This window comes from Methylophilus sp. (genome assembly GCF_008015755.1).
In the GTDB taxonomy this organism is placed as follows: domain Bacteria; phylum Pseudomonadota; class Gammaproteobacteria; order Burkholderiales; family Methylophilaceae; genus Methylophilus.
Map to the genome: position 1 here is coordinate 40241 of NZ_SSGF01000004.1, position 22015 is coordinate 62255.

General features: G+C 49.5%; 23 protein-coding genes. 10 read left to right on the forward strand and 13 right to left on the reverse strand.

Going from position 1 to position 22015, the window contains the following annotated elements; all coding sequences use genetic code 11:
• Window positions 1-10: 10 nt before the first annotated feature.
• The 3 genes from E6Q52_RS01270 to E6Q52_RS01280 form a co-directional block, all read right to left on the reverse strand.
• Window positions 11-382, reverse strand: coding sequence for a DUF202 domain-containing protein (locus tag E6Q52_RS01270; protein ID WP_292817571.1), 372 nt, complete (start codon window positions 380-382; stop codon window positions 11-13).
• 17 nt (window positions 383-399) lie between these two features.
• On the reverse strand, window positions 400-2610 hold the full coding sequence (locus tag E6Q52_RS01275) for a bifunctional (p)ppGpp synthetase/guanosine-3',5'-bis(diphosphate) 3'-pyrophosphohydrolase (RefSeq protein ID WP_292817573.1): 2211 nt from the start codon (window positions 2608-2610) through the stop codon (window positions 400-402).
• 92 nt (window positions 2611-2702) lie between these two features.
• Entirely contained in the window at window positions 2703-2876 is a 174-nt protein-coding gene (locus E6Q52_RS01280) for a DUF1328 domain-containing protein (RefSeq protein ID WP_019883275.1), read from the reverse strand.
• A 312-nt stretch (window positions 2877-3188) separates the two neighbouring features.
• Here E6Q52_RS01280 and E6Q52_RS01285 point away from each other — a divergent pair, with 312 nt between their 5' ends.
• Entirely contained in the window at window positions 3189-3689 is a 501-nt protein-coding gene (locus E6Q52_RS01285) for a hypothetical protein (protein ID WP_292817574.1), read from the forward strand.
• Window positions 3690-3727: 38 nt separating this feature from the next.
• On the opposite strand, the gene E6Q52_RS01290 is transcribed toward E6Q52_RS01285, so the two are convergent.
• Entirely contained in the window at window positions 3728-4861 is a 1134-nt protein-coding gene (locus E6Q52_RS01290) for a sigma 54-interacting transcriptional regulator (RefSeq protein WP_292817575.1), read from the reverse strand.
• Window positions 4862-5144: 283 nt separating this feature from the next.
• Here E6Q52_RS01290 and E6Q52_RS01295 point away from each other — a divergent pair, with 283 nt between their 5' ends.
• Both E6Q52_RS01295 and E6Q52_RS01300 read left to right on the forward strand, forming a co-directional pair.
• The gene (locus E6Q52_RS01295) at window positions 5145-7052 is read left to right on the forward strand and encodes a PAS domain S-box protein (protein WP_292817577.1); all 1908 of its coding nucleotides are present in this window, start codon (window positions 5145-5147) and stop codon (window positions 7050-7052) included.
• 171 nt (window positions 7053-7223) lie between these two features.
• Window positions 7224-7601 (forward strand): DUF6232 family protein, encoded by a 378-nt coding sequence (locus tag E6Q52_RS01300; protein WP_292817579.1) that lies wholly within the window; start codon window positions 7224-7226, stop codon window positions 7599-7601.
• A 79-nt stretch (window positions 7602-7680) separates the two neighbouring features.
• Here E6Q52_RS01300 and E6Q52_RS01305 read toward each other — a convergent pair whose 3' ends face one another.
• Complete coding sequence (locus E6Q52_RS01305) at window positions 7681-8328, reverse strand: pyridoxamine 5'-phosphate oxidase family protein (protein WP_292817581.1); 648 nt, start codon at window positions 8326-8328, stop codon at window positions 7681-7683.
• Window positions 8329-8501: 173 nt separating this feature from the next.
• Here E6Q52_RS01305 and E6Q52_RS01310 point away from each other — a divergent pair, with 173 nt between their 5' ends.
• Together E6Q52_RS01310 and E6Q52_RS01315 are read left to right on the forward strand one after the other, a co-directional pair.
• Window positions 8502-9386 (forward strand): LysR family transcriptional regulator, encoded by an 885-nt coding sequence (locus E6Q52_RS01310; protein ID WP_292817583.1) that lies wholly within the window; start codon window positions 8502-8504, stop codon window positions 9384-9386.
• A gap of 114 nt (window positions 9387-9500) precedes the next feature.
• Window positions 9501-9875, forward strand: a complete 375-nt coding sequence (locus E6Q52_RS01315) for a DsrE family protein (protein WP_292817585.1) — start codon at window positions 9501-9503, stop codon at window positions 9873-9875.
• Window positions 9876-9960: 85 nt separating this feature from the next.
• Here the strand turns inward: E6Q52_RS01315 and E6Q52_RS01320 are convergent, their stop codons facing one another.
• Window positions 9961-10113, reverse strand: a complete 153-nt coding sequence (locus E6Q52_RS01320) for a PEP-CTERM sorting domain-containing protein (RefSeq protein ID WP_292817587.1) — start codon at window positions 10111-10113, stop codon at window positions 9961-9963.
• 140 nt (window positions 10114-10253) lie between these two features.
• Here E6Q52_RS01320 and E6Q52_RS01325 point away from each other — a divergent pair, with 140 nt between their 5' ends.
• Genes E6Q52_RS01325 through E6Q52_RS01335 form a run of 3 tightly spaced genes read left to right on the forward strand, consistent with a single transcriptional unit; the run spans window position 10254 to window position 12435 of the window.
• On the forward strand, window positions 10254-10877 hold the full coding sequence (locus tag E6Q52_RS01325; protein ID WP_292817589.1) for a hypothetical protein: 624 nt from the start codon (window positions 10254-10256) through the stop codon (window positions 10875-10877).
• 59 nt (window positions 10878-10936) lie between these two features.
• On the forward strand, window positions 10937-11557 hold the full coding sequence (locus E6Q52_RS01330; protein WP_292817591.1) for a LexA family transcriptional regulator: 621 nt from the start codon (window positions 10937-10939) through the stop codon (window positions 11555-11557).
• Between the two features lie 2 nt (window positions 11558-11559).
• Complete coding sequence (locus tag E6Q52_RS01335; RefSeq protein WP_292817593.1) at window positions 11560-12435, forward strand: alpha/beta hydrolase; 876 nt, start codon at window positions 11560-11562, stop codon at window positions 12433-12435.
• 197 nt (window positions 12436-12632) lie between these two features.
• Here E6Q52_RS01335 and E6Q52_RS01340 read toward each other — a convergent pair whose 3' ends face one another.
• Window positions 12633-13199 (reverse strand): MOSC domain-containing protein, encoded by a 567-nt coding sequence (locus E6Q52_RS01340; protein ID WP_292817595.1) that lies wholly within the window; start codon window positions 13197-13199, stop codon window positions 12633-12635.
• A gap of 293 nt (window positions 13200-13492) precedes the next feature.
• Here E6Q52_RS01340 and E6Q52_RS01345 point away from each other — a divergent pair, with 293 nt between their 5' ends.
• Window positions 13493-15619: a molybdopterin oxidoreductase family protein gene (locus tag E6Q52_RS01345; RefSeq protein ID WP_292817597.1), complete on the forward strand. Its 2127-nt coding sequence runs from the start codon at window positions 13493-13495 to the stop codon at window positions 15617-15619.
• Window positions 15620-16190: 571 nt separating this feature from the next.
• On the opposite strand, the gene E6Q52_RS01350 is transcribed toward E6Q52_RS01345, so the two are convergent.
• The 6 genes from E6Q52_RS01350 to E6Q52_RS01375 all read right to left on the reverse strand — a co-directional run bounded on the left by E6Q52_RS01350 (window position 16191) and on the right by E6Q52_RS01375 (window position 21630).
• Window positions 16191-17180 carry a zinc-dependent alcohol dehydrogenase family protein gene (locus E6Q52_RS01350; protein ID WP_292817599.1) on the reverse strand — a complete coding sequence of 330 codons (990 nt, stop codon included), beginning with the start codon at window positions 17178-17180 and terminating at the stop codon, window positions 16191-16193.
• 35 nt (window positions 17181-17215) lie between these two features.
• A complete protein-coding gene (locus E6Q52_RS01355; RefSeq protein ID WP_292817601.1) occupies window positions 17216-18238 on the reverse strand; it encodes a zinc-binding alcohol dehydrogenase family protein in 1023 nt (340 codons plus the stop codon).
• Between the two features lie 84 nt (window positions 18239-18322).
• Window positions 18323-19285, reverse strand: coding sequence for an LLM class oxidoreductase (locus tag E6Q52_RS01360; RefSeq protein ID WP_292817603.1), 963 nt, complete (start codon window positions 19283-19285; stop codon window positions 18323-18325).
• Window positions 19286-19393: 108 nt separating this feature from the next.
• Window positions 19394-19699, reverse strand: a complete 306-nt coding sequence (locus E6Q52_RS01365; protein ID WP_292817605.1) for an antibiotic biosynthesis monooxygenase — start codon at window positions 19697-19699, stop codon at window positions 19394-19396.
• A 90-nt stretch (window positions 19700-19789) separates the two neighbouring features.
• A complete protein-coding gene (locus tag E6Q52_RS01370; RefSeq protein ID WP_292817607.1) occupies window positions 19790-20959 on the reverse strand; it encodes an iron-containing alcohol dehydrogenase in 1170 nt (389 codons plus the stop codon).
• Window positions 20960-21024: 65 nt separating this feature from the next.
• Window positions 21025-21630 carry a TetR/AcrR family transcriptional regulator gene (locus E6Q52_RS01375; protein ID WP_292817609.1) on the reverse strand — a complete coding sequence of 202 codons (606 nt, stop codon included), beginning with the start codon at window positions 21628-21630 and terminating at the stop codon, window positions 21025-21027.
• A 97-nt stretch (window positions 21631-21727) separates the two neighbouring features.
• On the opposite strand from E6Q52_RS01375, the gene E6Q52_RS01380 reads away from it, so the two are divergent.
• Entirely contained in the window at window positions 21728-21952 is a 225-nt protein-coding gene (locus E6Q52_RS01380) for a hypothetical protein (protein WP_292817610.1), read from the forward strand.
• Window positions 21953-22015: the final 63 nt, after the last annotated feature.

The following is a 22015-nucleotide window of genomic DNA, read 5'->3' on the forward strand; positions in this document are numbered from 1 at the left end:
GGGCGTATTGTTAGCGAGTGACTATCAGCCAGCCGCTTAAACCGATGGCGGTGACCGCCAGAAACAGGTTGACCGCAGGCGGTAACCACAACACGTGGCCGCGTGGTTTTTCCTGTGGATTCAGCGACTGGCTAAAGACTAGAAACTGCAGCGCCGACAATAAGGCGGTGCAGGCACCAATCAGAATAAAGCCGACGCCGATATACAGCGACAATGCACTTTGCGCATGCGGCAGCGGGTGGTCCTGTGCCACCAGTTGCATAAACAGGCCAAAACGCTCAATCACAAAGCCCAGCCCCATCAGGGCAATCGCTGAGCGTTGCCAGGCCAGCAAGGTGCGTTCGGCGGCAAAATAAACACGCGGGTCGTCCAGGTAAGACATCAGGCCGGTTTCCTCTTTCAGGTTTTTCGTTGTGCCGAAATCACACCAGGCACCTGTTGCAGGCGCAGCAGCACGTGCTGCAACTGATCAATATCGGTGAGCTCTACCGTAAATTGCATCAAGGCCACATGGTTGCGGCTCAGCGTGTTGGCCTTGGTAGTATTAATCTTTTCACGCGCAAACAGCTCGCTGATATCGCGCAGCAAGCCCTGCCTGTCGTTGGCTTCCAGCACAATATCCACTTCTGATAAGCCTGCTTGGCTATTGCCCCATTGTGCCGCCAGCAACCGGTTCTGCCGCGCATCTGCCAGGCGGCTGATAAAGGTGCAAGCCTGGCGATGAATAGTAACGCTGTGGTTGCGTGTCAGGTAGCCGACGATAGGCTCAGGCGACACCGGCTTGCAGCATCTGGCCATGGTGGTTTGCACATTGCCTATGCCTTCAATGGTGACGCCCGCATGGTTAATTTGCGACGCGGTGGGGCGTTTGACTAGTGGCGGTGTGGGTGCCGGTTCGGCAGGGGTGATTTCGCCCTGTATGGTAATCGCAATCTGGTGCTCGCTTATATCACCGCGGCCAATCGCCGCCAGACAATCTTCCAGTTTATTAAATTGCAACTTTTGCGCGATGCGTTCCAGCGGAAGGCTGCTGGCACCGGCTCTATGCAATTCTTTATCCAGCTTGGCGCGGCCCTGGGCGACGTTTTCGTCAAAGTGCTGGTATTTAAACCAGTGCCTGACCTTGGCGCGCGCGCTCGGACTTTGCAAAAAGCCAAGTGCCGGATTCAGCCAGTCACGACTGGGCGCGCCTTGTTTAGCGGTGAGAATCTCTACGCGTTGCCCGTTCTCCAGTCGCGTGTGCAGTGGCACGATTTGGCCGTTGATTTTTGCACCCTTGGTCCTATGGCCGAGGTCGGTGTGCAAGGCATAGGCAAAATCAATCGGCGTGGCCCCGTGCGGCAAATCAATCACCTTACCTTGCGGCGTTAATACATACACCTTGTCTTGAAACAGTTCGCTATTAAATTGCTCCAGCAAATCGCCATGGTCGGCCACGTCGTCTTTCCATGACAATATCTGGCGTAACCAGGCGATTTTTTCATCAAACCTAGCATCGGACTTGGCGCCTTCTTTATAGCGCCAGTGCGCCGCCACGCCCAGCTCAGAATGCTGGTGCATTTCAAAGGTGCGGATTTGCACTTCCAGCGCCAGGCCGCGTGGGCCGCTCACCGCCGTATGCAATGAACGGTAATTGTTGCTTTTGGGCCGCGCGATATAGTCGTCAAATTCACCCGGGATCGGCTGCCACAAATGATGCACCAGCCCCAGCGCGGTATAGCAGTCTTTGATGTCATCTACCATGATGCGCACGGCACGCACGTCATACAGCTGGTTAAACTGCAAATGCTTGCTCTTCATCTTTTTGACGATGCTGGAGATATGCTTAGGGCGCCCGCTGACTTCTGCCTGCACGCCCGCTAGCGTAAGTTCGTGTTGCAGTTGCACGACCACGTCTGCAATATATTGCTCGCGGTCCACGCGCCGCTCGTCGAGCATTTTGGCCACTTCTTTATACAGCTGTGGCTCGAGATAGCGCAACGATAAATCTTCCAGCTCCCACTTGAGTTGCCACACGCCCAGCCGATTGGCCAGTGGCGCAAAAATACTCTGGTTTTCACGCGCAACCTGCGCCTGTATCTCAGGGCTGGCCCCAGAGAGGTGACGCAGCAGTTGCGTGCGTTCTGCCAGTTTGATTAACACCACGCGAATATCCTGCACCATGGCCAGCAGCATTTTGCGCAGGGCTTCCAGCTGTTGTGCTCGATCAGGGTGCTTGTCGTCTGTCTGCTGTTCGCTTAACGCCTGGATATGAGACATGCGCGTGATGCCCTCTATCAAGCCCACCACCGTTGTGCCGAACGGGTTAGCCAACTCCACTGCCCAATCGTTTAAGTGATCAGGCGCCGCCTGCAAGATGGCCGCTATCAGGCTATCTGCGTCCATATTCATCTCCGCCAGAATAGCCGCCGTGCCTAAGGCATGTTGCAGCAAGGGGCTGTGATTGAGGGCGGATTTTTCACAATATAGCGAGGTGGCCAGTTCGCTGGCTTGCTGGATGTGCACTAGTTCTTGTGCGGTGAAGCGTGGCGGCAATGCAGCAATCCACCCAGCAAGTGCTTGGGGATCGTCTGGTGTGGGTATGTGGGCGGGGCGACTGACTGAAACCATGAAGTATTATCGCCGCGATTGTGCAGGAGCGCAAAGCGAAAACGCGCCCTGAGCAGCGATCAGGGCGCGTGAGGCGGTAAGTCTAACTTTGCTTATGCAAACAGACTGATGCCCAACACGGCGGCGAGAGCAATACCAATTGCCAGCAGCAGGAAGATAAAGAAAAAGACTTTTGAGATGGTGGCGGCACCAGACTCAATGCCTCTGAAGCCCAATAAACCAGCGATAAAAGAGATCACAAGAAACAGCAATGCATAATAAAGCATAAGTCTGGCCTTTCGTTTTAGACAGTGAACATGGGTCCATCATAAAAGATTGATGAAGCAAGCCCTATCGGTAGTTTGCTAAATGACCAGTCAGAATTGACCTACGGGCTCGCGGTTTACAAAGGTTAATCCTGTTCGCCGAGCAGCCAAGTGCGCTATATTAAGAATGGCTGCCTGACATGCACTGCCATTGCTCAGTCTGAATGTGAGTATTGACACATTGCGCATTTAAAGTAATCGATCATTGCGATGCGTCAGTGATAGCTCAGTCAGTGATTTCAATTAAAAGCATCCTCATGAAGGGAGCCTGCCATGCGTTCAACCCATCCTCTCCTCTCTAGCGTTCATCTGGCATGTCTGCTCGTCATCGTGCCATGCCTCAGCTCCTCTTTGGCCGCTGCCGCCAGTGATAGTGCCAAAGTGATTCACACACCATTGCATAAGCCTGGCAGCAAAGCCGAGGCCAAGTCGGCCGTCATTGCGCTGGTGAGCATGGATGAAGTGTTACTTGATTGCCAGCAGCAAGTCACCGTGACCAAAGTGAAAACCGTGTCCTATAGCGAGAGCGGCATCACGCCGCAGAGCATAGGCGTAGACTGGCTGGGGCGTAAGCTTGATATTGCGACCAACGTCGGTGAAAACCCGGTGTTAACGTTGGAAGAAATACAAGCCGCTAACCAGTTTATCAAGATCGGCAAACGCTACCTGATTCACTTTCAGCTCTGCGGCAATGACGGTAGCCAGCGTAGCTTGATTAATATGTACGCCGAACAAGTACCGCCTGCGCGGCCTCTGCGCAAAATTAAAACTTAACCTTGGCATGCCAACATGCAGCGATGTTCTGCTGTTTTTCAGGTGATCAGGTTGAGTTCCTTCAATCTGGCGCGCAGGATGTTACGGCTGATGCCCAGTAGTTTAGCGGTTTGTACCTGATTGTGTTGGCTATACGCATACGCCTTGCTAACGGCGGTGCCATTAATCAGTGCATACAAGTTTTCAGGGGCCTGCTCAAACAACGTCTCAAGAATGTGCTCCAGTTGCTTGCGTGTGCTTTGGCGCGCATCACTGCTGTGGCCAGCAATTGGGGTCGATATATCGTTGCCTTCATCTGCGGTAAACTCAGGGCGATTAAAACTGATTTTGGGCAGGTTTAAGTCTTTGGGCGATAGGGTATCCGAGGTGCTCACCAGCACCGCACGGTGAATCACGTTTTCCAGCTCGCGAATATTGCCCGGCCATGGATACTGCAGGAGTTGTGAGATGGTTTCAGGCGCTAATTTGTGATCTTTGGTGTTTAACTTGTGGCGATAAACGCTTAAAAAGTGCTCAACTAGCGGCAAAATATCTCCACGACGCTCGCGCAATGGCAATAATTCCACCGGCACTACTTTAATCCGGTAATACAAATCTTCGCGGAAACGTCCGGCCTTCACTGCTTCTTCGAGGTTAACATTGGTCGCCGCAATCAGGCGGACATCGATCGGAATTGGCTTGCGCGAACCGACACGTACCACTTCACGTTCTTGCAGCACGCGTAATAACTTCACCTGGGTAGACTGTGGCAAATCGCCAATTTCATCCAGAAATAAAGTACCACCATTGGCGGTTTCAAACCAGCCGACTTTGGCGCTGTTGGCACCGGTGAATGCGCCTTTTTCATAGCCAAACAACTCGCTTTCAACCAAGGTTTCTGAGAACGCACCGCAATTAATCGCCTGAAAAGGCCCGTTTCTGCGATTGCTCAGTGAGTGGATATGACGTGCAATCAATTCTTTACCGGTACCAGTTTCACCAATGATGAGCGCAGTCGCATTGCTGGAGGCAATTCTTTCGATTAACGACAGCAGATTTTGCGACTTGGGATCATTAAACACCAGTGCACTTGCTCTTACCGACAAGCTGACAGCAGACGGGTTCGGGTGTGTGATCACATGATCCGTATGTTCCGCGTACGAATCTCTGATATCCCAACGTTGTGCGCTCATGTTTGGCTCCTTATTTCACAAGCATGTGACTATAAGGTATGGGTTGTTAATAAGTCAAAGTTCTATAAATTATAATAATATTCATTATGGTTATATTGGGGGGGCGAGTAAGCAGATGAAAACTCAACATGTAACGGTGTTTATGACCACACTGGTTGTATAGGCGAGGTGTTTTATCACTGTTTTTTGTTCATGTGATGATTTTTAGCTAAAAAGTGTTCACTTTTTGATTTAAATGACGTTATTTTAGGTATTAAATATTGAACAAAAAGTGAGCGAACATATGGTCACTGATGAACAGCAAAGAGTAGAGAAACTCTATTCGTTAGGGCTGCTCGACTCTGCGCCTGAAGATTTCTTTGATACCATCACCAGAGTGGCATCAACAATTCTGGATATGCCAATTTCCCTGATTTCACTGGTAGATGAGCATCGGCAATGGTTTAAATCCAAACAAGGACTTGAGCTCACAGAAACCTCTCGCGATATTTCTTTTTGCACACATGCAGTGGAAAGTGGAGAGCAGCTGATTATAGAAAATGCATTAACCGATGCGCGGTTTGCCAATAATCCACTCGTATTGAATGCCCCTAATATCCGTTTTTATGCAGGTATCCCAATTAAAAGTCTGGAAGGATACACATTAGGCACTCTCTGTGTCATTGATGAAAAGCCCAAAAAACTGACCGACAGGGAATTGGCTGCGCTGAATGATCTTGCACATCTTGCGACGCGGGAGATACAGTTTCGTGAGCGCATGCTGGTGGCACAGCAGTCGATTGAAACCTCTGAAAGTAAGTTTAAGGCTTTGTTTGACAGTGCTGCAATCGGCATTGCCATGGTCAAACCAAACGGTCGCTGGTCGGAGACCAATGAAGAGTTGTGTCGCATTGTTGGTTATTCTAGGGCTGAGTTATTGGCGTTAACGTTCCAGGATATTACCTTCCCCGAGGATTTGAATACGGATTTAAATCTGCTGGATCAATTGGTTGCTGGCAAGTTAAGCCGTTATCAGCTCGAAAAAAGATATATTAAAAAAGATGGCACCCTGGTGTGGGTAGAACTGACGGTGACCAAACAGCTGACCGCTTCAGGCGAGCTGGATTACTTCGTATCGATTGTCAAAGATATCCAAAGCGCCAAAGAAACTGAACTTGCGCTGACATTGCTGCGTAAAACGCTAGAGGATAAAGTGAGTCAGCGCACTGCGGAGCTCAAGCAGGCGAATAAAGCGATGTTGGCTGCGTACCAAGAAAAAACAGCCTCTGAGCAGTTGTTACAAAACGCGGAGCTGGAATTGCGCACTATTTTGGATAATGCCAATGATGCTTATGTGTGCATGGATGCTGACGGCATTGTGAAAGCGTGGAACAAGCAGGCCGAGCGAATTTTTGGCTGGGGGGATGAAGAGGCTATCGGCCGCAAGCTGGATAAACTGATTATTCCTAATGAGTTGCAACAAGCACATCAGGCAGGCATGCGCCGCTACGCGCTGGAGAAGTCATCGGACATGATGGGTAAGCGCATTGAACTTGAGGCGATCAGGAAAGATGGCGTGCGCATTCCGGTGGAAATGCAGGTGAATGTGTTGGAGATTAATGAGCAAACCCTGTTTACCTCGTTTTTGCGTGATATTACGGATAGAAAACAACTGGAAAGTCTGCTGAAAAACGAAGCGCGTAACGACGCGCTCACTGGCTTGCCCAATCGGCGTAAACTGGAAGAAATTCTGCCTATTGCGGTGCAACGAGCCAAGTCCAATCAAACGGCGCTGTCCATTTTATTTGTCGATCTCGATGGCTTCAAGTCAGTGAATGATACCTATGGCCACACTGTCGGCGATATGCTGTTGCGCGAAGTGGCTAATCGGATTGATAAGTCCACAAGACAGTCTGATATGGTTGCCCGTTATGCAGGAGACGAGTTTATTATCGTGCTGGAAGGCGTAACCCAAGTCACCGATGCGAGCAAGATTGCAGAAAAGGTCCTGCGGGCGATTTCCGAGCCGTTTCATTTTAATCAGATCTGCTTAAATATCACTGTCAGTATCGGCATTGCCTATTACAGCAGTGAGCAATCGCAAGAAACACAACCTAACGAGTTGATCCGGCAGGCAGATAAAGCGATGTATATCGCCAAAAAGAATGGAAAAAATGGTGTGTTTATGGTGCAGACGACGTCATTTGTCTAGAAGGCGATGTCGCGAGTGATGCTTGCGTCATCTTTTGGGCGGGCACAACGCTACCGCCTGCAAGTGCCTATGTTGCCATATGATAGTAGTGATGTTATGTATGTTATTAATGGTTAAATATTGAGTGTTTTGTGTTAATATTTTAATCCATTGATTGCATGAGAACGCGCTATGAAAGAGGCCATTTATTTCAGCCACCAGGGCGTTAGCGTGAGTAATCGTCGCTTTATCGTGAATGGTAAAACCATTGCCATACAGCATGTCACCACCGTAGAACGCCGAGTACTTAAACCCCCGCTAGGCTTTGCCCGTGTCTGCATATTGCTTGGACTGGTGCTTTTATTCGGCAATGGTAGTTTGCCGCTTGTTGGTGTGTTTTCGATGATTTATGGCGGTGTGCTGTGGTTTCTGGCCAAACCCCGGTATTCCGTTGTGATTCATACGCCAGCCGGGGAGCACCAGGCACTGGTGAGTGAAAGCAGCCTGGATGCAGAGAATGTGTTAAAAGCATTGAATGTCGCGATTGCTTTACGCGGTGATATTCGCTAATGCAGCATCTCTATTTGAACTGATGCATGGCTGTTGCAGCCCTCACCCATGCACACAGTCTTTTGTCAGATACCCAATGTCACTCTGCCTGCGAGCTCTCAATTGCTCTCAATCTTGCCTGCAACGTGGCAATCTTTTTATCGCGCTCTTGAATCGCTGCCATGACCTCCTCCACTTTTAAAAGCTTGGGGATATGTTTATGACAATTTGCATCCCAGGCCTTGACCGTCAACACGATCACACGCTCAACCTTCGCAACATCGTCTGCTGCAGAGACGCGCGCGATTAAGTCATGGTCGCCCGTCACAACCTTGGCTTCACCCCAGATTTTGACGCGTTGCGCATTGGCGTAATCCATCAAAAATAGCTGTGCTTTTGGGTTCTCATCCAAATTGCCTGCGGTGATGTATTGTTTGTTACCCGCATAATCGGCAAAGGCCAGCGTTTGTGTATCCAGCACATGCAAAAAGCCAGCTGGGCCGCCGCGGTGCTGCATATAAGGTTGCCCTTGCGCATTGGCGGTGGCCATGTACATGCTGGTCTGCGCTGCAATAAACTCAGCAAGTATCGGCGTGACGCGAGATTCCCAACCACGCGTGTTTTCAAATTTCGCATAGCCAGCTCTTGAGCCATATTCTTCTTGTCTGGCTTTGACCGCAGGCGTAAACACGATATCGCTAGGGGACACCAACGTAGAAACCCGATCTGAAACGAATGGTGCAGTCATGATTTTCTCCTAGTTTTGTTTACTCATGACTAAATGTTAGTGAATAATAAGCAAGAGAAAAACGTGACGAGCCGCAATAGATTATTTCGCCTAGAGAAATACTGGTAGATAAACACTCATAGCGAAATACTAAATAACGTTATTGGAGACATATTATCGACCAGTTTCACTTAATGCGTGTGTTTGCCAGCGTGGCCGAAGAGGGTGGATTTGCCGCCGCATCAAGAAAGTTAGATCTTTCTCCTGCAGCGGTGACGCGCGCGATTGTGGCTTTGGAAGAGCAATTGGGCGCTAGGCTATTACAACGGACGACACGCAATGTGCGCTTTACGGATGCGGGTCGCCAATATTACGACAATGTGCGGGCCATTCTGGTCAGTATTGCAGAGGCGAATGAAGCCGTTGCAGACATTAACGCCACGCCACGCGGTACGCTCTCAATCACTGCGCCGGTGATGTTCGGGCGCATGTTCGTCATGCCATGCATTGTCGATTACATGCAGCGTTATCCGCAGGTGAAAATGATTGCGCATTTAGTTGATCGCGTGACTAATTTGGTCGATGAAGGCATGGATGTGGCGATCCGCATTGGCCACTTGCCTGATTCCGGGCTGCGTGCCATCAAAGTCGGGCAAGTCAGGCGCGTGCTATGCGCCTCGCCAGCCTATCTCGAAAAATGTGGTACGCCGCAATGGCCTGCGGACCTTTCTCAACACTCTATTATTGCTTCCAGCGCCGTTTCACCGCATATTGAATGGCGCTTTCAATCTAATCATGAACCTTTAATGCTGCGTATAGATCCGCGCCTAACCGTCACCAGTAATGATGCTGCCTTAGCTGCAGCAGTCGGAGGTTTAGGCATTGCGCGCTTGCTTTCGTATCAAGTGTACAACGAGGTGGAGAGTGAGGCATTGCGCTTGGTACTCGAAGCGTTTGAAGAAGAGCCATGGCCAGTGCATGTGGTGCATAGGGAAGACAAATTAGGCTCTTCCAAAGTCCGCAGCTTCATCGACGATATGGTCGACAATTTACGCACCAACCCTCAATTAAATCCCTAACGATATTGCGCGTAGCGAAACAATCCATTTCTCCTTAAGTAGTTTTTCCTGCTGCTTTCAGCGCCTAAGATTCGGCTGTCAATCAACGACATACCCTGATCAAAGGAGATCAATATGAAAGCAGCCATCATCATTTTTTCAGACCCAACACATAGCGGCGAAGAGGCGCTCGGCCGTGCATTCAATGGCTTGGCAGCCGCTTATGATTTCAAGCAGAAGCACATAGACGTCGCGATTTACTTTCAAGGCACTGGTACGCGCTGGGTCGGCCATCTCACTAAAGTCGGTCATCCGCTATATCCACTTTACTCTGCCGTATCAGATGTCGTGATCGGCGTTTCATGTGGATGTGCGGATGTATTTGGCGTGCGTGATGAGGCAGAAGCGAATGGTTTTAATCTCGTCACAGATAACAGTGTGCCAGGCACCTCTGGCCTGCCGAGCATTGCTCAGTTATCTCATCAAGGCTATACCGTATTCAGTTTTTAACACTGCGTCAGCAATCTTTTCTAGGCTAACAATGCAAAAGCCCCACATTGTGGGGCTTTCAGGGGTGCTTGGGCGTTTGCCGGGGTTACTTTCTGCGAATCACAATCCAGCCGATCAAGCCCAAACCCACTAACACCAAGCTCACGCTTTCGGGTTCAGGAACTGCCACCGTGATATCTGTTGCCTGCGCGCTAAATGCTGCGAGCAAGCCTGCAAGTGGAATCATTTTTTTTAGCATCTATATTATCCCTTCTGTTTTTATGTATGCTCATCCCTTAAACGGGGGCGCATCATAGCATTAACGTCACCTTTTCACTAAACCTTTAATGCGTATGCTGTTATTATCGCGGCGGGTAAAACACGAGAGAGCACACACCAATGATGATTAAAGCGATGACCTTCCTGCGTTCCATTTTGATACTTTTCTCATGTCTATTTGCCACCATGGCGATGGCTGAAGAGTTCAATGCCAAAGAAGCATTCAGGACGCCTGTGCCTGTACCAGGGCCTATCATTGCCTACTTGTCGAATGAACTGGGCGGCAATCAGCTCGCTGCCTGTCATGAGATCAAAGCGCTGGATCTATTTGAAGCACAATTGGTGAGTTTGAATGCCTCCACAAAGGCCTATCTGGTGAAGCCCGCACGTATGTGTCTGTGTGGGGGAGAGGAGTGTCCACTGTGGCTGTTTAAAGCAAAAGCTAAAGTGATCAAACCCATTTGGCATACCAATGGTGCCAGCATGCTACAAGTCATGGATAAAAAGCTGAATGGCTATTTAAAGCTCAAAGAGTCTGGCAGCGCCACTGAACATGGGCACGAAGCCATGTATGGCTGGGACCGAAACAGTTATACAGAAATCTACGCCAATGTGTGGACGTGGGACGCTGAGAAAAACTGTCGTATCGGCAAAGAAACCACGCAGTTGATGGATGGCACCATGGTGCATCACACCAAAAAATGCGTATTGGATGAACAGACCCCTGCCATAAAAACACCCTAGTTTGTGCTTGCTGTTTTTATTGTAACAATAAAATTATTTTTAATGTTACAATAAAAACCATGCAAAACGATGACCCCATCAAAACCACCAGAAAACCCGGCTCCGGGCGCAAGTCTGGCACTGGCACGTATAAAGAAAATACCAGTGTCATGCGCGTGCCAGACAGTCAAAAGCCAGTCATTGCCAACTTTCTCGAGGCCTATGCCAAAAAGCAACGGCTGAGTGAGTTAAAGGATAGCCTGGATAGCGTTGAAGAGTTTACGCAATTATCTGCTGATCTCAGCAACCTGAGTTTGCCGCTGTTTGAGTCTAAAGTCCCCGCAGGCTTGCCATCACCCGCAGATGACCATATCGGCTCGGCGATGGATCCTAACGAATACCTCATCAACAAAGCCGACAAAACCTTTTTTGTCACCATCCAGGGCGAGTCCATGATCGAAGTGGGCTTGATGCCCGGGGATAAAGCCATTGTCGAAAAAGACAAAGTTGCCACGGTGGGCGATATCGTGCTCGCCATGATCGATGGCGAGTTTACGGTCAAAATTCTGGCCAAACAAAAAGACGGTAAGCCCAAACTATTACCGGCCAACTCTTCAGGTAAATACGCGCCCATCCTCATTCAAGGCCAGATGCAGTTTGCCATCTGGGGCGTCGTCACTGGCTCTTTCAGAAAGTTTTAATCATGACACGTAAAAACATTATTTCTGCTAACTGGACGGATACGGTGTGCCGCGCAAACGGCATCAACATTCATTACTTACGCACTGGTGGCAACAAGCCCACCTTGATTGCGCTGCATGGCCTCACTGGCAGCGGCGCCTGCTGGTCGCAACTGGCGCGTGAACTTGAAGATCACTACGACATCATCATGCCGGATGCACGCGGTCATGGTCAGTCGAGTGCACCACTGCATGGATACACCTATCAAGACCATGCCAACGATGTAATCGAGTTAATTAGAACATTAGATATTCAATCCCCTTATCTGCTTGGACACTCGATGGGCGGCATGACCGCCGCCATGGTGGCCAGCCGCTTGGGCTTTGCCATTGAAGGTATCGTGCTGGCTGACCCGACATTCATCAGCGCGGAGTGGCAGGGTCAACTCGATGAGCGTGAGGCCGTTAAACAGCACCGCCAGATATTGCGCGCTAGCAAATCAGAGTTGTTTAAAGAAGCCAAAGCCAAATATCGGTATCGCTCATCCGAGATGCTGGAGCATATTGTGCAAGCCAGATTTCGCACCAATCCGCGTGCGTTCGATGTGCTGATCCCACCGCACCCTGAGTTTGATGAGTTGGTCCGCAATATTTACGTCCCCACGTTGCTAGTGCTTGGCAGTGAGGGCATGGTTTCTGCTGAAACCGCCCGTGAACTGCATGCGCTCAACCCAGATTTGCAATACCAGCTCATTCCTGATGCCGGACATGGCTTGCCATACGATGAGCCTGAATGTTTGGCAAACGCGATTGATGCATTCCTAAAACCAAAATCAATCAACATGGCCCACATGCATGCAGCTGGTAGAGTTTCTGTGCATGCGGCACACACCTATTAAATTTGGATGCGTTTGTTTGCAACAGGGGGCAGGAAAGACGTCATCTCTCATAGATTAATGGGTTATCAGTCTGATTTATTTGCTGCGAGTGACGGTGAGATAATACTTTCACAACCATAAAGTCCAGGCTGACTCTTCCATGACTTTGGCAATTATTTGCTGACTACCTGAACTGGATGTTGGTCGGATTATTGTGGCTAAAGAGGCAGGCTGGATTGCATAGGCTGCGTTTGCTCGTTTTTCCCCGCTACAACCCTGACCACGTCGCCGGTGCGCAGCAGACCACTGCGTATAATGCGCGCCGTCACCCCGCCATGACCACGCATAGCGTTGTAGCCACCGGTGCCCAACACTTGCTCCATCCGTGAACAGGGCTCACACGGACCGGTCACTTCTAGCACGACTTCCCCTATCAATACATGTATGGGCTGATCTTTAAAAAGGGATTTAGCCGCCAGCAAGTTTAGTCCCGAGACAATCAGGTTACGCCTGAGGTGCGCCGCATCGACCTGTGTGCGCCCGGTTAGCGCAGCAATCACCGCTAAATGTTCTGCTTGCAGTAAAGTCACTTGCCGTTTGCTGCCATGCGCTTGCGCCGACGGCCGCATACTGGCGCGATCGCCTTGTAATCCAAGGTTGGCAAACGCCTGGACTTGCGTTTGACGCAAGCACGGCTGACCGCGATCCGGACGAATATAAATGGCGTCCAGCCTTCCATGCTGACTAAAGTGTTGCGTTAATTCACGCAGATTGGCAGTTTGCATCGCTTGAGTGAGAGACTAAAAATAAACGGGGGTTCATCAACCGGGCACAGGCAACATCGATTCACTTGGCGTTAATCGTACTCGGACAACGACCATGATAGCGAGTTTGCGGCATTTATAAATATACTCTTTGAGTATTCGAGCTGTGCCACTCGATGAATAAAAAAGTAGGCATTCCCAGCACCATTGTCTTTAACCGATAAGCAGTATAGTATTGGAGGTAGACAGACTTGTCTTGCATGGATTCTTTTTTTAAAACATGACTGCATAGTGCGGCGCGATTGGAGCGAGAGATGAATAAAGTGGCAGATGGCATTGAAACCTTTCATGGTGGTTGTCCTCATGATTGTCCCGATACTTGTTCGATGCAGTTCCATGTTAAAGATGGTGAGTTGTTGTCGGTGTCTGGCAACCCTGATCATCCAATGACGCGTGGCGGCTTGTGCGTTAAATTAAAAGATTACGAAAAGCGGCATTATCACCCTAATCGTTTACTGTATCCCATGAAGCGGGCCGGGCCGAAAGGCAGCAATCAGTTTGAGCGCATCAGCTGGGATGAAGCCCTGGATACCATTGTCGATCGCTGGCAAACACTGATCAACGATGTCGGTCCGCGCGCCATACTGCCAGTCAGTTATTTGGGTAATCAGGGGCTGGTGCACGGTCTCAATGGCGGGGATGCATTTTTTAACAGAATGGGCGCCACGGTCTGTGAGCGGACGTTTTGTGGTGAAGGCTCCTGTACCGCCTGGCTACTCACCGTCGGGCCGACTGCTGGCGTGGATCCCGAAAGTTTTATTCATGCCAATTTCATTGTCATCTGGGCCTGTAATTCGGTCTCCACCAATCTGCATCACTGGCATATTATTAAAGAAGCGCAAAAACGCGGCGCAAAAGTGGTGGTGGTCGATTCGTTCGCTTCTAAAACAGCAAAAGAAGCCGATTGGCATCTTGCCCCCAAGCCTGGCACCGATGGCGCACTGGCGATGGCCATGATGCACGTCATCATCGAAGAAGACTTGGTTGATCATGATTATGTCGAGCAACATACAATAGGATTTAAAGAGCTGGCTGAGAGAGCCAAGGCCTGTACGCCGGAATGGGCGGCAGACATCACCGGCATCCCCGCTGAGCAGATTCGCTTGTTTGCCCGTGAATATGCCACCACACCGCCAGCGGCCATCCGTATCGGTGTGGCGCTGGAACGCAGCTATGGCGGTAGCCAGGCCATCCGTGCCGTGACTTCCTTGCCTGCCCTCATCGGTGCCTGGCGCCATGTGGGTGGTGGTGCGCTGCAATTCCCGGTCTGGGAGCATCCTTACAGGTTTGATGTCATTTGCAGGCCAGACCTGATTCCTGAGGGCACTCCAGTCGTTAACATTCTGCAATTGGGCAGAGCGTTGCTAGGTGAAACGCCATTAGAAGTACCGATTCAATCGATCATGGTGTGGAACACCAATCCGGTGACTCAATCGCCCGAAACTGACAAAGTGATCGAGGGGCTCAAGCGCGAAGACCTGTTCACCATTGTGGCAGACCACTTCATCTCCGATACCGCGTCTTATGCAGATATTATCTTGCCCGCAGCCATGGGCGCAGAGCAAGAAGACATGATTTTATCCTGGGGACATTTATACCTCACCTACAACACCAAATGCATAGAGCCGCCCGGCGAGGCCTTAGCCAATAATGAGATATTCCGCCGCTTAGCCAAGCGCCTGGGCTTTGAGGAAGACAATTTCAAATGGAGCGACAGCGAGTGCCTAGAAAACTATGTCGACTGGAACTCGCCTGCCTGTCAGGGCATAGACCTCAACTATATGCGTGAGCACGGCTTTGCCAGGCTGAATGTTGGCACCAAAGACGACCGTGCACCGCATCGCGACGGCAATTTCCCCACCCCCACGGGGAAATGCATGTTCATGGTAGCAGGGGCCAAAAACTTCGTCGCTGGCCCCTTTAGACAGATGTATGCAGGTTTCCAACCCGGTGAGGATTTGGACCCACTGCCAGCTTATCTACCTAGTCGTGAAACTGCAGATGCTAACGCAGCGCTGGCGGCCAGATTTCCTTTAAACATCATCTCCCCGAAAAGTCATGGCTTCATCAATTCGTCATACGCGAATATGGAATCCAAACTCCGTGTGCAAGGCGAGCAATACCTGATGATCAACCCGGCAGATGCCTTAGCGCGCAACGTACAAGAGGGCATGATGGTCAAGACATACAATGAAAGAGGGGCTTTTGAAGCCGTGGCCCGTGTGACCACAGACGTCAACCCCGGCATCGTGGTCGCCACCTTGGGCTACTGGCGGCAACTCAACAAGGGTACTGTTAACTGTATCAGCTCCGCCGAATATGGCGACATGGGCCACTCCAATACCTTTAGCGATAATCTAGTGGAGGTTGAGCTGGTTTAAGTGATTGATAATGGCAACAGCAGGGTGGGGGTATGTCAGCTCCCCCCACTTTGAAATATGACTCACTTTGAACAGTGGCGCAATTAGTCTGCTGAGCAGGGCTTGCAAAGTGAGTGTCGATTCACAAACACTCATGGTGAATTGTTCAACTAAACCAATCATACGATTAAAAGTGGTCACAAAAAAAGCCAAGTTAGTAATCACTATCTTGGCTTTGCTTTTCTGACTGGTGCGCCCAAGATGATGAATCTGGGCACTGGTCGATTAAAGTATATTTAAACTAAAACCAAGTAAAGGAAGTGAGTCTAGTGGTCAGTTTGGGGACAAGGCTGTCTGTTTAGTTTAGTTTTTTAGAGGTCAACAACGGCCAATAGCGGATCTTCAACAGTTCAATTCATGTGAGCCGTCAAGAGTCCCGCTTAATGGAATAGGCTAAGCTTGCTAAACAAAACTACCATTAAGCCCTCCTAGATTCTATGTTTGAATACTTCAACTGCCGAGGCTTTACTCCACCGCTCAAACGTTGTGGTCCAACTGTCTGTGATGTCACCCACGTAGATGGCATTTGGGGCTAAACAGTCACCACAATCTTCCCAATATGCTGATTGGATTCCATATAGCGATGTGCTTCGACAATCTGTCCTAGAGGAAAAGTTTTGGCCACCAGTGGCTTTAGTTTGCCTTCAGTCAACCCTTGCAAAATGAAGTCTTTGGCGCGTGCCATACGTTCAGGATGAGTGCTAATTTCGAACAGGGTATACCCGCGTATGGTTAATTGCTTAGCGAGCACGGGGAAAAGCGGTAATGGCGTTGGATCTTTACTTAGCGCGCCATATTGAAAAATAATGCCACTTTGCGCGGTGGCTTCTGCCAGCTTGGCGATGGTAGGCCCACCCACTGGATCGAATACCACCCTTGCTCCCTTGCCTGCGGTAATTCGACTGACTTCTGCCACTAAATCCTGCTCCTCAATGGCAATCACGTGCTTGGCACCGGCATCCAGTAACGACTGACGCTTGGCTCCGAAACGTGTAAGTGCAATCGGAACGGCACCCAGCAGATTTGCAATCTCGATAGCTGCTACACCCACGCTGCTTGATGCAGCGGGAATCAGCACAAACTCACCGACTTTGGTATTGGCAAACTCAACCAATGCGCCGTAGGCAGTCATATATTGCATCCAGATGGCGGAAGCTTCCGACCAGGAAAGTGATGGTGGATGCTTTACCACGGCAAATGCAGGCACATTCGCCAACTCACCATACACACCATACTGATTCTGCGAGAACGCTGGGATTGTGCTGACCGCATCACCTATCTTGAACTCAGTCACGTCCTCGCCCACCGCGTTGACTATGCCTGCCACTTCATAGCCCAGCCTCGCTGGCAGTTGCGGTGCTTCCAGATACTGACCATTGCGGAACATGACTTCTGCGCGATTAAGGCCAATGGCATGCACTTTGATTTGCACTTCACCCTTGCCTGGAGCGGCGACTAACTCATCTGCTATCTGTAATACTTCTGGCCCACCGGTTTGGTGGAATCTGACGACACGTGACATTTTTATATCCCGAAAATGTAAAAATAGTGTGGAAATTAAGCCCAGCCGCTCAACACTATCTTGCCTATGGTGCCTCCTGCTTCGAGCTGAGCGTGTGCCTTACGCAGATTGGTAGCATTGATGGGTGATATAGTTTCATTGAGCGTGGTCTTTAGCACGCCCTCATCCACCAGCTTGGCAATGCGATCCAGAATATGATGCTGTTCCTCCATGTCGGTGGTCTGAAACATAGAGCGTGTAAACATCAGCTCCCATGTGAACGTTGCACTTTTATTCTTGAGCAGGTTGAGGTCCACCGCCTGTGCGGTTTCCACAATCGAGCAAATTTTGCCTTGCGGCTTGATAAGTTCGGCCATGACAGAAAAATAACCATCGGTATCGTTGCAGCAGAAAATATAGTCTGGTTGCGGAATGCCTATTTCGCGCATTTGCGGTACTAAGTCGTGCTTATGATTGATAACGTGCTGTGCACCTAATTGCTTCACCCATTGCAAGGTCTCAGGCCGCGACGCAGTGGCTATTACAGTAAGCCCAGCCAGTTGTTTCGCAAGCTGAATTGCTATTGAGCCGACACCGCCTGCCCCGCCGATAATAAGGATACTTTTACCTAGATTCATCGTCCTATCCAGTGAAATGGATAAGCGTTCAAACAACGCTTCAAAGGCTGTAATGGAAGTCAAAGGCAGAGCAGCCGCTTGTTCATAACTTAAACTTTCCGGCTTATGCCCCACAATGCGCTCATCAATAAGCTGATATTCGGCATTACAGCCCGAACGCGTGATGTCGCCAGCGTAAAACACTTTGTCGCCGGGTTTGAACAGCGTGCAATAAGGCCCGGTTTCAACTACTTCGCCAGCCGCATCCCAGCCTAGTACCTTGGGTGTGGTCTCTGTCTTATCCTTGGGTTTGCGCACTTTGGTATCTACCGGATTGACGGCGATGGCATGTACACGCACTAGCAAGTCGCGACCGGTGGCGACGAGACTGGGCAATTCTACATCCATCAGCGATTCAGGATCGCTGATAGGTAAATATCTGGTTAATGCTACGGCTTTCATGGTGGCTCCTATTTTTGTAGAGCAGGCGCCCGCAATTGACAACTGATCAAATAAATCCATGCGGGGAGGGCGTGCGCTATAACTTCATATAAATTCTGGCAAGATAAATTCAGCCAACTCCTGCAATACCTCTTCGGCCTGGCGTTTTCCATATTTCACATTGAATATCAGGTGATCCACGCCGATACGCTGGCTTGCACGCAAATGTACCAGCAGCGCATTTCTCCCCAGTCTATGTCCGAGATGAATCGGTGTAGGCGCTTCGTTGGGATTATCTGTAAGATCAATAAAGTAAGACTGCGTAAACGGTTTATACTGACCCGGCAATTCCGCTTCAACGGTATCGCGCCAGCGCTGGATAATCTGCGCCTGCGCTTCTATGCTACGTGGGTAACTCATCCAGCCATCCGCATTACGCGCGATCCAGCCTAAATCCTGCTGGCTATGCCCGGTAACTAGCAAGGGCACATGCGAAGCTATCGGCTTAGGGATAACATCGGCATGCTGCAGATGACCGAAGCCGCTGCTTACTTGCGGATAGAACCCTGACCAATATATTTTGAGCAACTCGACCTCTTCGCGAAACATGGCACCGCGCAACTCAAAATCGACATTGAAGGCTGGAAACTCCACCATCCTATCGCCTGTAGCAATGCCCATTAGCAAGCGGCCATTTGACAACTGGTCTATGCTGGCGGCGGCCTTAGCGATATGAATTGGGTGGCGTAACGGCAAGATGATGGATGCTGTCAGTAGCGCAATTTCTGTGGTCTGCGCAGCCATATAACCGAGATAAACCCAGGGGTCGAATACCTGACCGACATCGCCAAAATTCGGATCGCGCAAAGGCACATCGCGAAAGCCTAGGCTGGTAAAACCTGCTTTTTCGGCAAACTTTGCCAGCGATACCTGCTTATGCATGGTCGGTTGGTCGCGCTCGAAGGCTTCGATTGGGAACATGATGCCCAGTGTGAGTTTGTCGCGCTGGAACACACGCTGCCATCCACGGTTGGCTGTCGGCGTCTTATTTGGATTAGGGGTATACATTATGCTCTATAAGAAAAAACACTGGCACACCACGAAAGCAGGAAATCGATGTGCCAGTATTGACTCAACCTAGCCTAGGGAGGGGCTATTTACTTAGCCAAAAAGGATTTAAGCCTGGCCTTTGACTGCAAGTAAATCTACGGTTTCAATCACTGGCATCTCGGCCAGTAAGTCTGCTGCATTCGCCATCAGCGCCTCAGCAATCTTACCGCTAAGGTGCGCCTGTCGGCCATGCTCGTCGCTGAAGGTGTCGAAAATGCCAAAGGTGGCAGGGCCGAACTTGAGTGCGTACCAAGTAGCGGTTTCTGGCTCGTTCTCTACCAACGGCAATGCTGATTTAAGAAATGCTTCCAGTGCTGTTTCCTTACCTGATTTAGCATGCAGACGTACATATAGTGCTAACTTCTTGCTCATGATTGCTCCTATTATAAAATTAAACACAAAGGTGGTGGGTATCTACTATCTTGCTTTACCCACCTTACTAAAAATCTATGCAAACATTGATTAAATACTCGCTTCAAGCACTTCTCTACTCTTATCAAGTGTCACATCCTGATGCTCACCGAGTTTGACCATGCCATGACTTTCAAGCTGCGCTAACAGAGCAGGAATAGCATCCGCGCTGATGTTGTAGGCAGATAAGCGCGTAGGTACGCCGAGGCTCTCGAAAAAATCACGGGTATTCTGGATAGCTACTTCGATACGAGCATCCTCTGTACCATCACTGATATGCCAGACGCGCTCGGCGTATTGCAGCAACTTGGCGCGCTTGGTATCACGTCGGAGACTAAGCATAGTCGGTAAAATGATAGCCAACGTCTGCGCATGATCCAATCCATGCAACGCGGTGATCTCGTGACCTATCATGTGTGTAGCCCAATCACTCGGAGCACCTGCTCCAATCAAGCCATTTAAAGCGAGCGTCGCGACCCACATGAAATTGGCCTGGGTATCGTAATCCTGAGGATTTTTCATAACATTAGGGCCGATCTCAATCAGCGTTTGTAACAAGCCTTCGGCAAAGCGGTCCTGCACGCGCGCTTCCACTGGATAGGTAAGATACTGCTCCATGATGTGCGTATATGCATCCACCACGCCATTGGCTAACTGTCGCGGCGGCAGGGTGTAGCTCTTGCTCGGATCAAGCACGGAAAACTTTGGAAACACATACTCACTTGTAAAATAGAGCTTATCGTGTAAGCCAGATGGGGTCTCGGTGCGTGAAATCACGGAACCATCATTCATCTCAGAGCCTGTTGCAGGCAAGGTAAGCACAGTGCCATAAGGCATTGCTTGTTTCACATTGCTACCGCGCTGGAGCAAAATCTCCCACGGGTCGCCCTCAGCATATACTGCCGCTGCGACAAACTTAGTACCATCAATCACCGAGCCGCCACCGACTGCTAGCAAATAATCCAGATTGTTGGCCTTGATTTGGGCAACTGCTTTCATGAGTGTTTCATAAGTTGGATTAGGCTCGATGCCACTAAACTCCTCGACATAGCGACCGCCTAGCGCGGCTTTAACTTCATCCAGAGTGCCATTTTTTTGGGCGCTAGTGCCACCGTATAGAATCAATACGCGAGCTTCAATAGGCATCAGCTTGTCGATTTCGGCGACCTTACCTTTGCCAAAAGCGATACGTGTGGGATTATAAAAATCAAAATTTAACATCAAAAACTCCTAGAAATTATTATTAGACCAGTCGGCTAGTATTATGCTAAATAAAAAAAACCAGTTCAATTGAGCGCCAGTTTTTCTTTCGTGGCATTCATGGCGCACTCCAAAGCTGCACGCGTGTGGCATACCTTGGTCAATAGTGTTGCGCCTATCCACATATAATAGATTTCCGCTGTGACGGCTTTTGCATCGAGTTTGGCAGGGAATTCTCCAGTGCGTATACCTTCTTCCATACAGTGAGTGAGGCATGCAATTATCCTATCGGTACCATTTTTGAGTGTGAGGCGCATGGCTTCGGAAAGGTCAGTCACCTCTGCACTCAATTTAACTACTAGACATTTATCAGTCGTGTCATCGCTAGATTGGCTATCCAGCCAAAATTGAAAAAATTTTAGAAGACGGCTGGAATTACTGCTGCCATCATCTTTTAGAATACGCTCCAACATATGCAAGTAGTCATCAAAATAATCTGTGAGCAGGGCTTCACCAAACTGCTCCTTTGATTTGAAGTAGTGATAAAACGAGCCCTTGGGAACGCCTGCAGTGGATAGTATTTCATTGAGGCCGACTGCAGCAAAGCCCTTACCGAGGATGATGCCTTTGGCCGCATGAAGAATTTGCTGACGTGTATCGCTAAACTTTGTAATTGGAAGTTTATTACTCATGAGTATATTGTTGCATATATTAGACCGGTCGTCTAGTAAAAACATATTAATAAATATTTAATTCACTTTTGAAGATTCTAAAAAGAATTTGCTTGGCATGATGATGAATCTTAAATCTGTCTTTTGGGCTAGTCCAGTTGATCGTTTTTTCTTGGAGTCAGAGGAAGTTGAATTAGAGCTTCCGCTTGAGGAAAACACCTGGTTCAAAATGTTGTTGATGTTTGGAGCAGCAGAGGCATTGAATGCGATTGCCGACAAGATAGCCTTTGCTATGATTTTATTTTTTTTCATTACTGTTTTCCTTATTAGATTGTTTGTTTAACACTTTTGAGTGTGTAAAAGAGAAATTCAAAAAACGATTTAAAGACAGTGACCCCAACCCCAA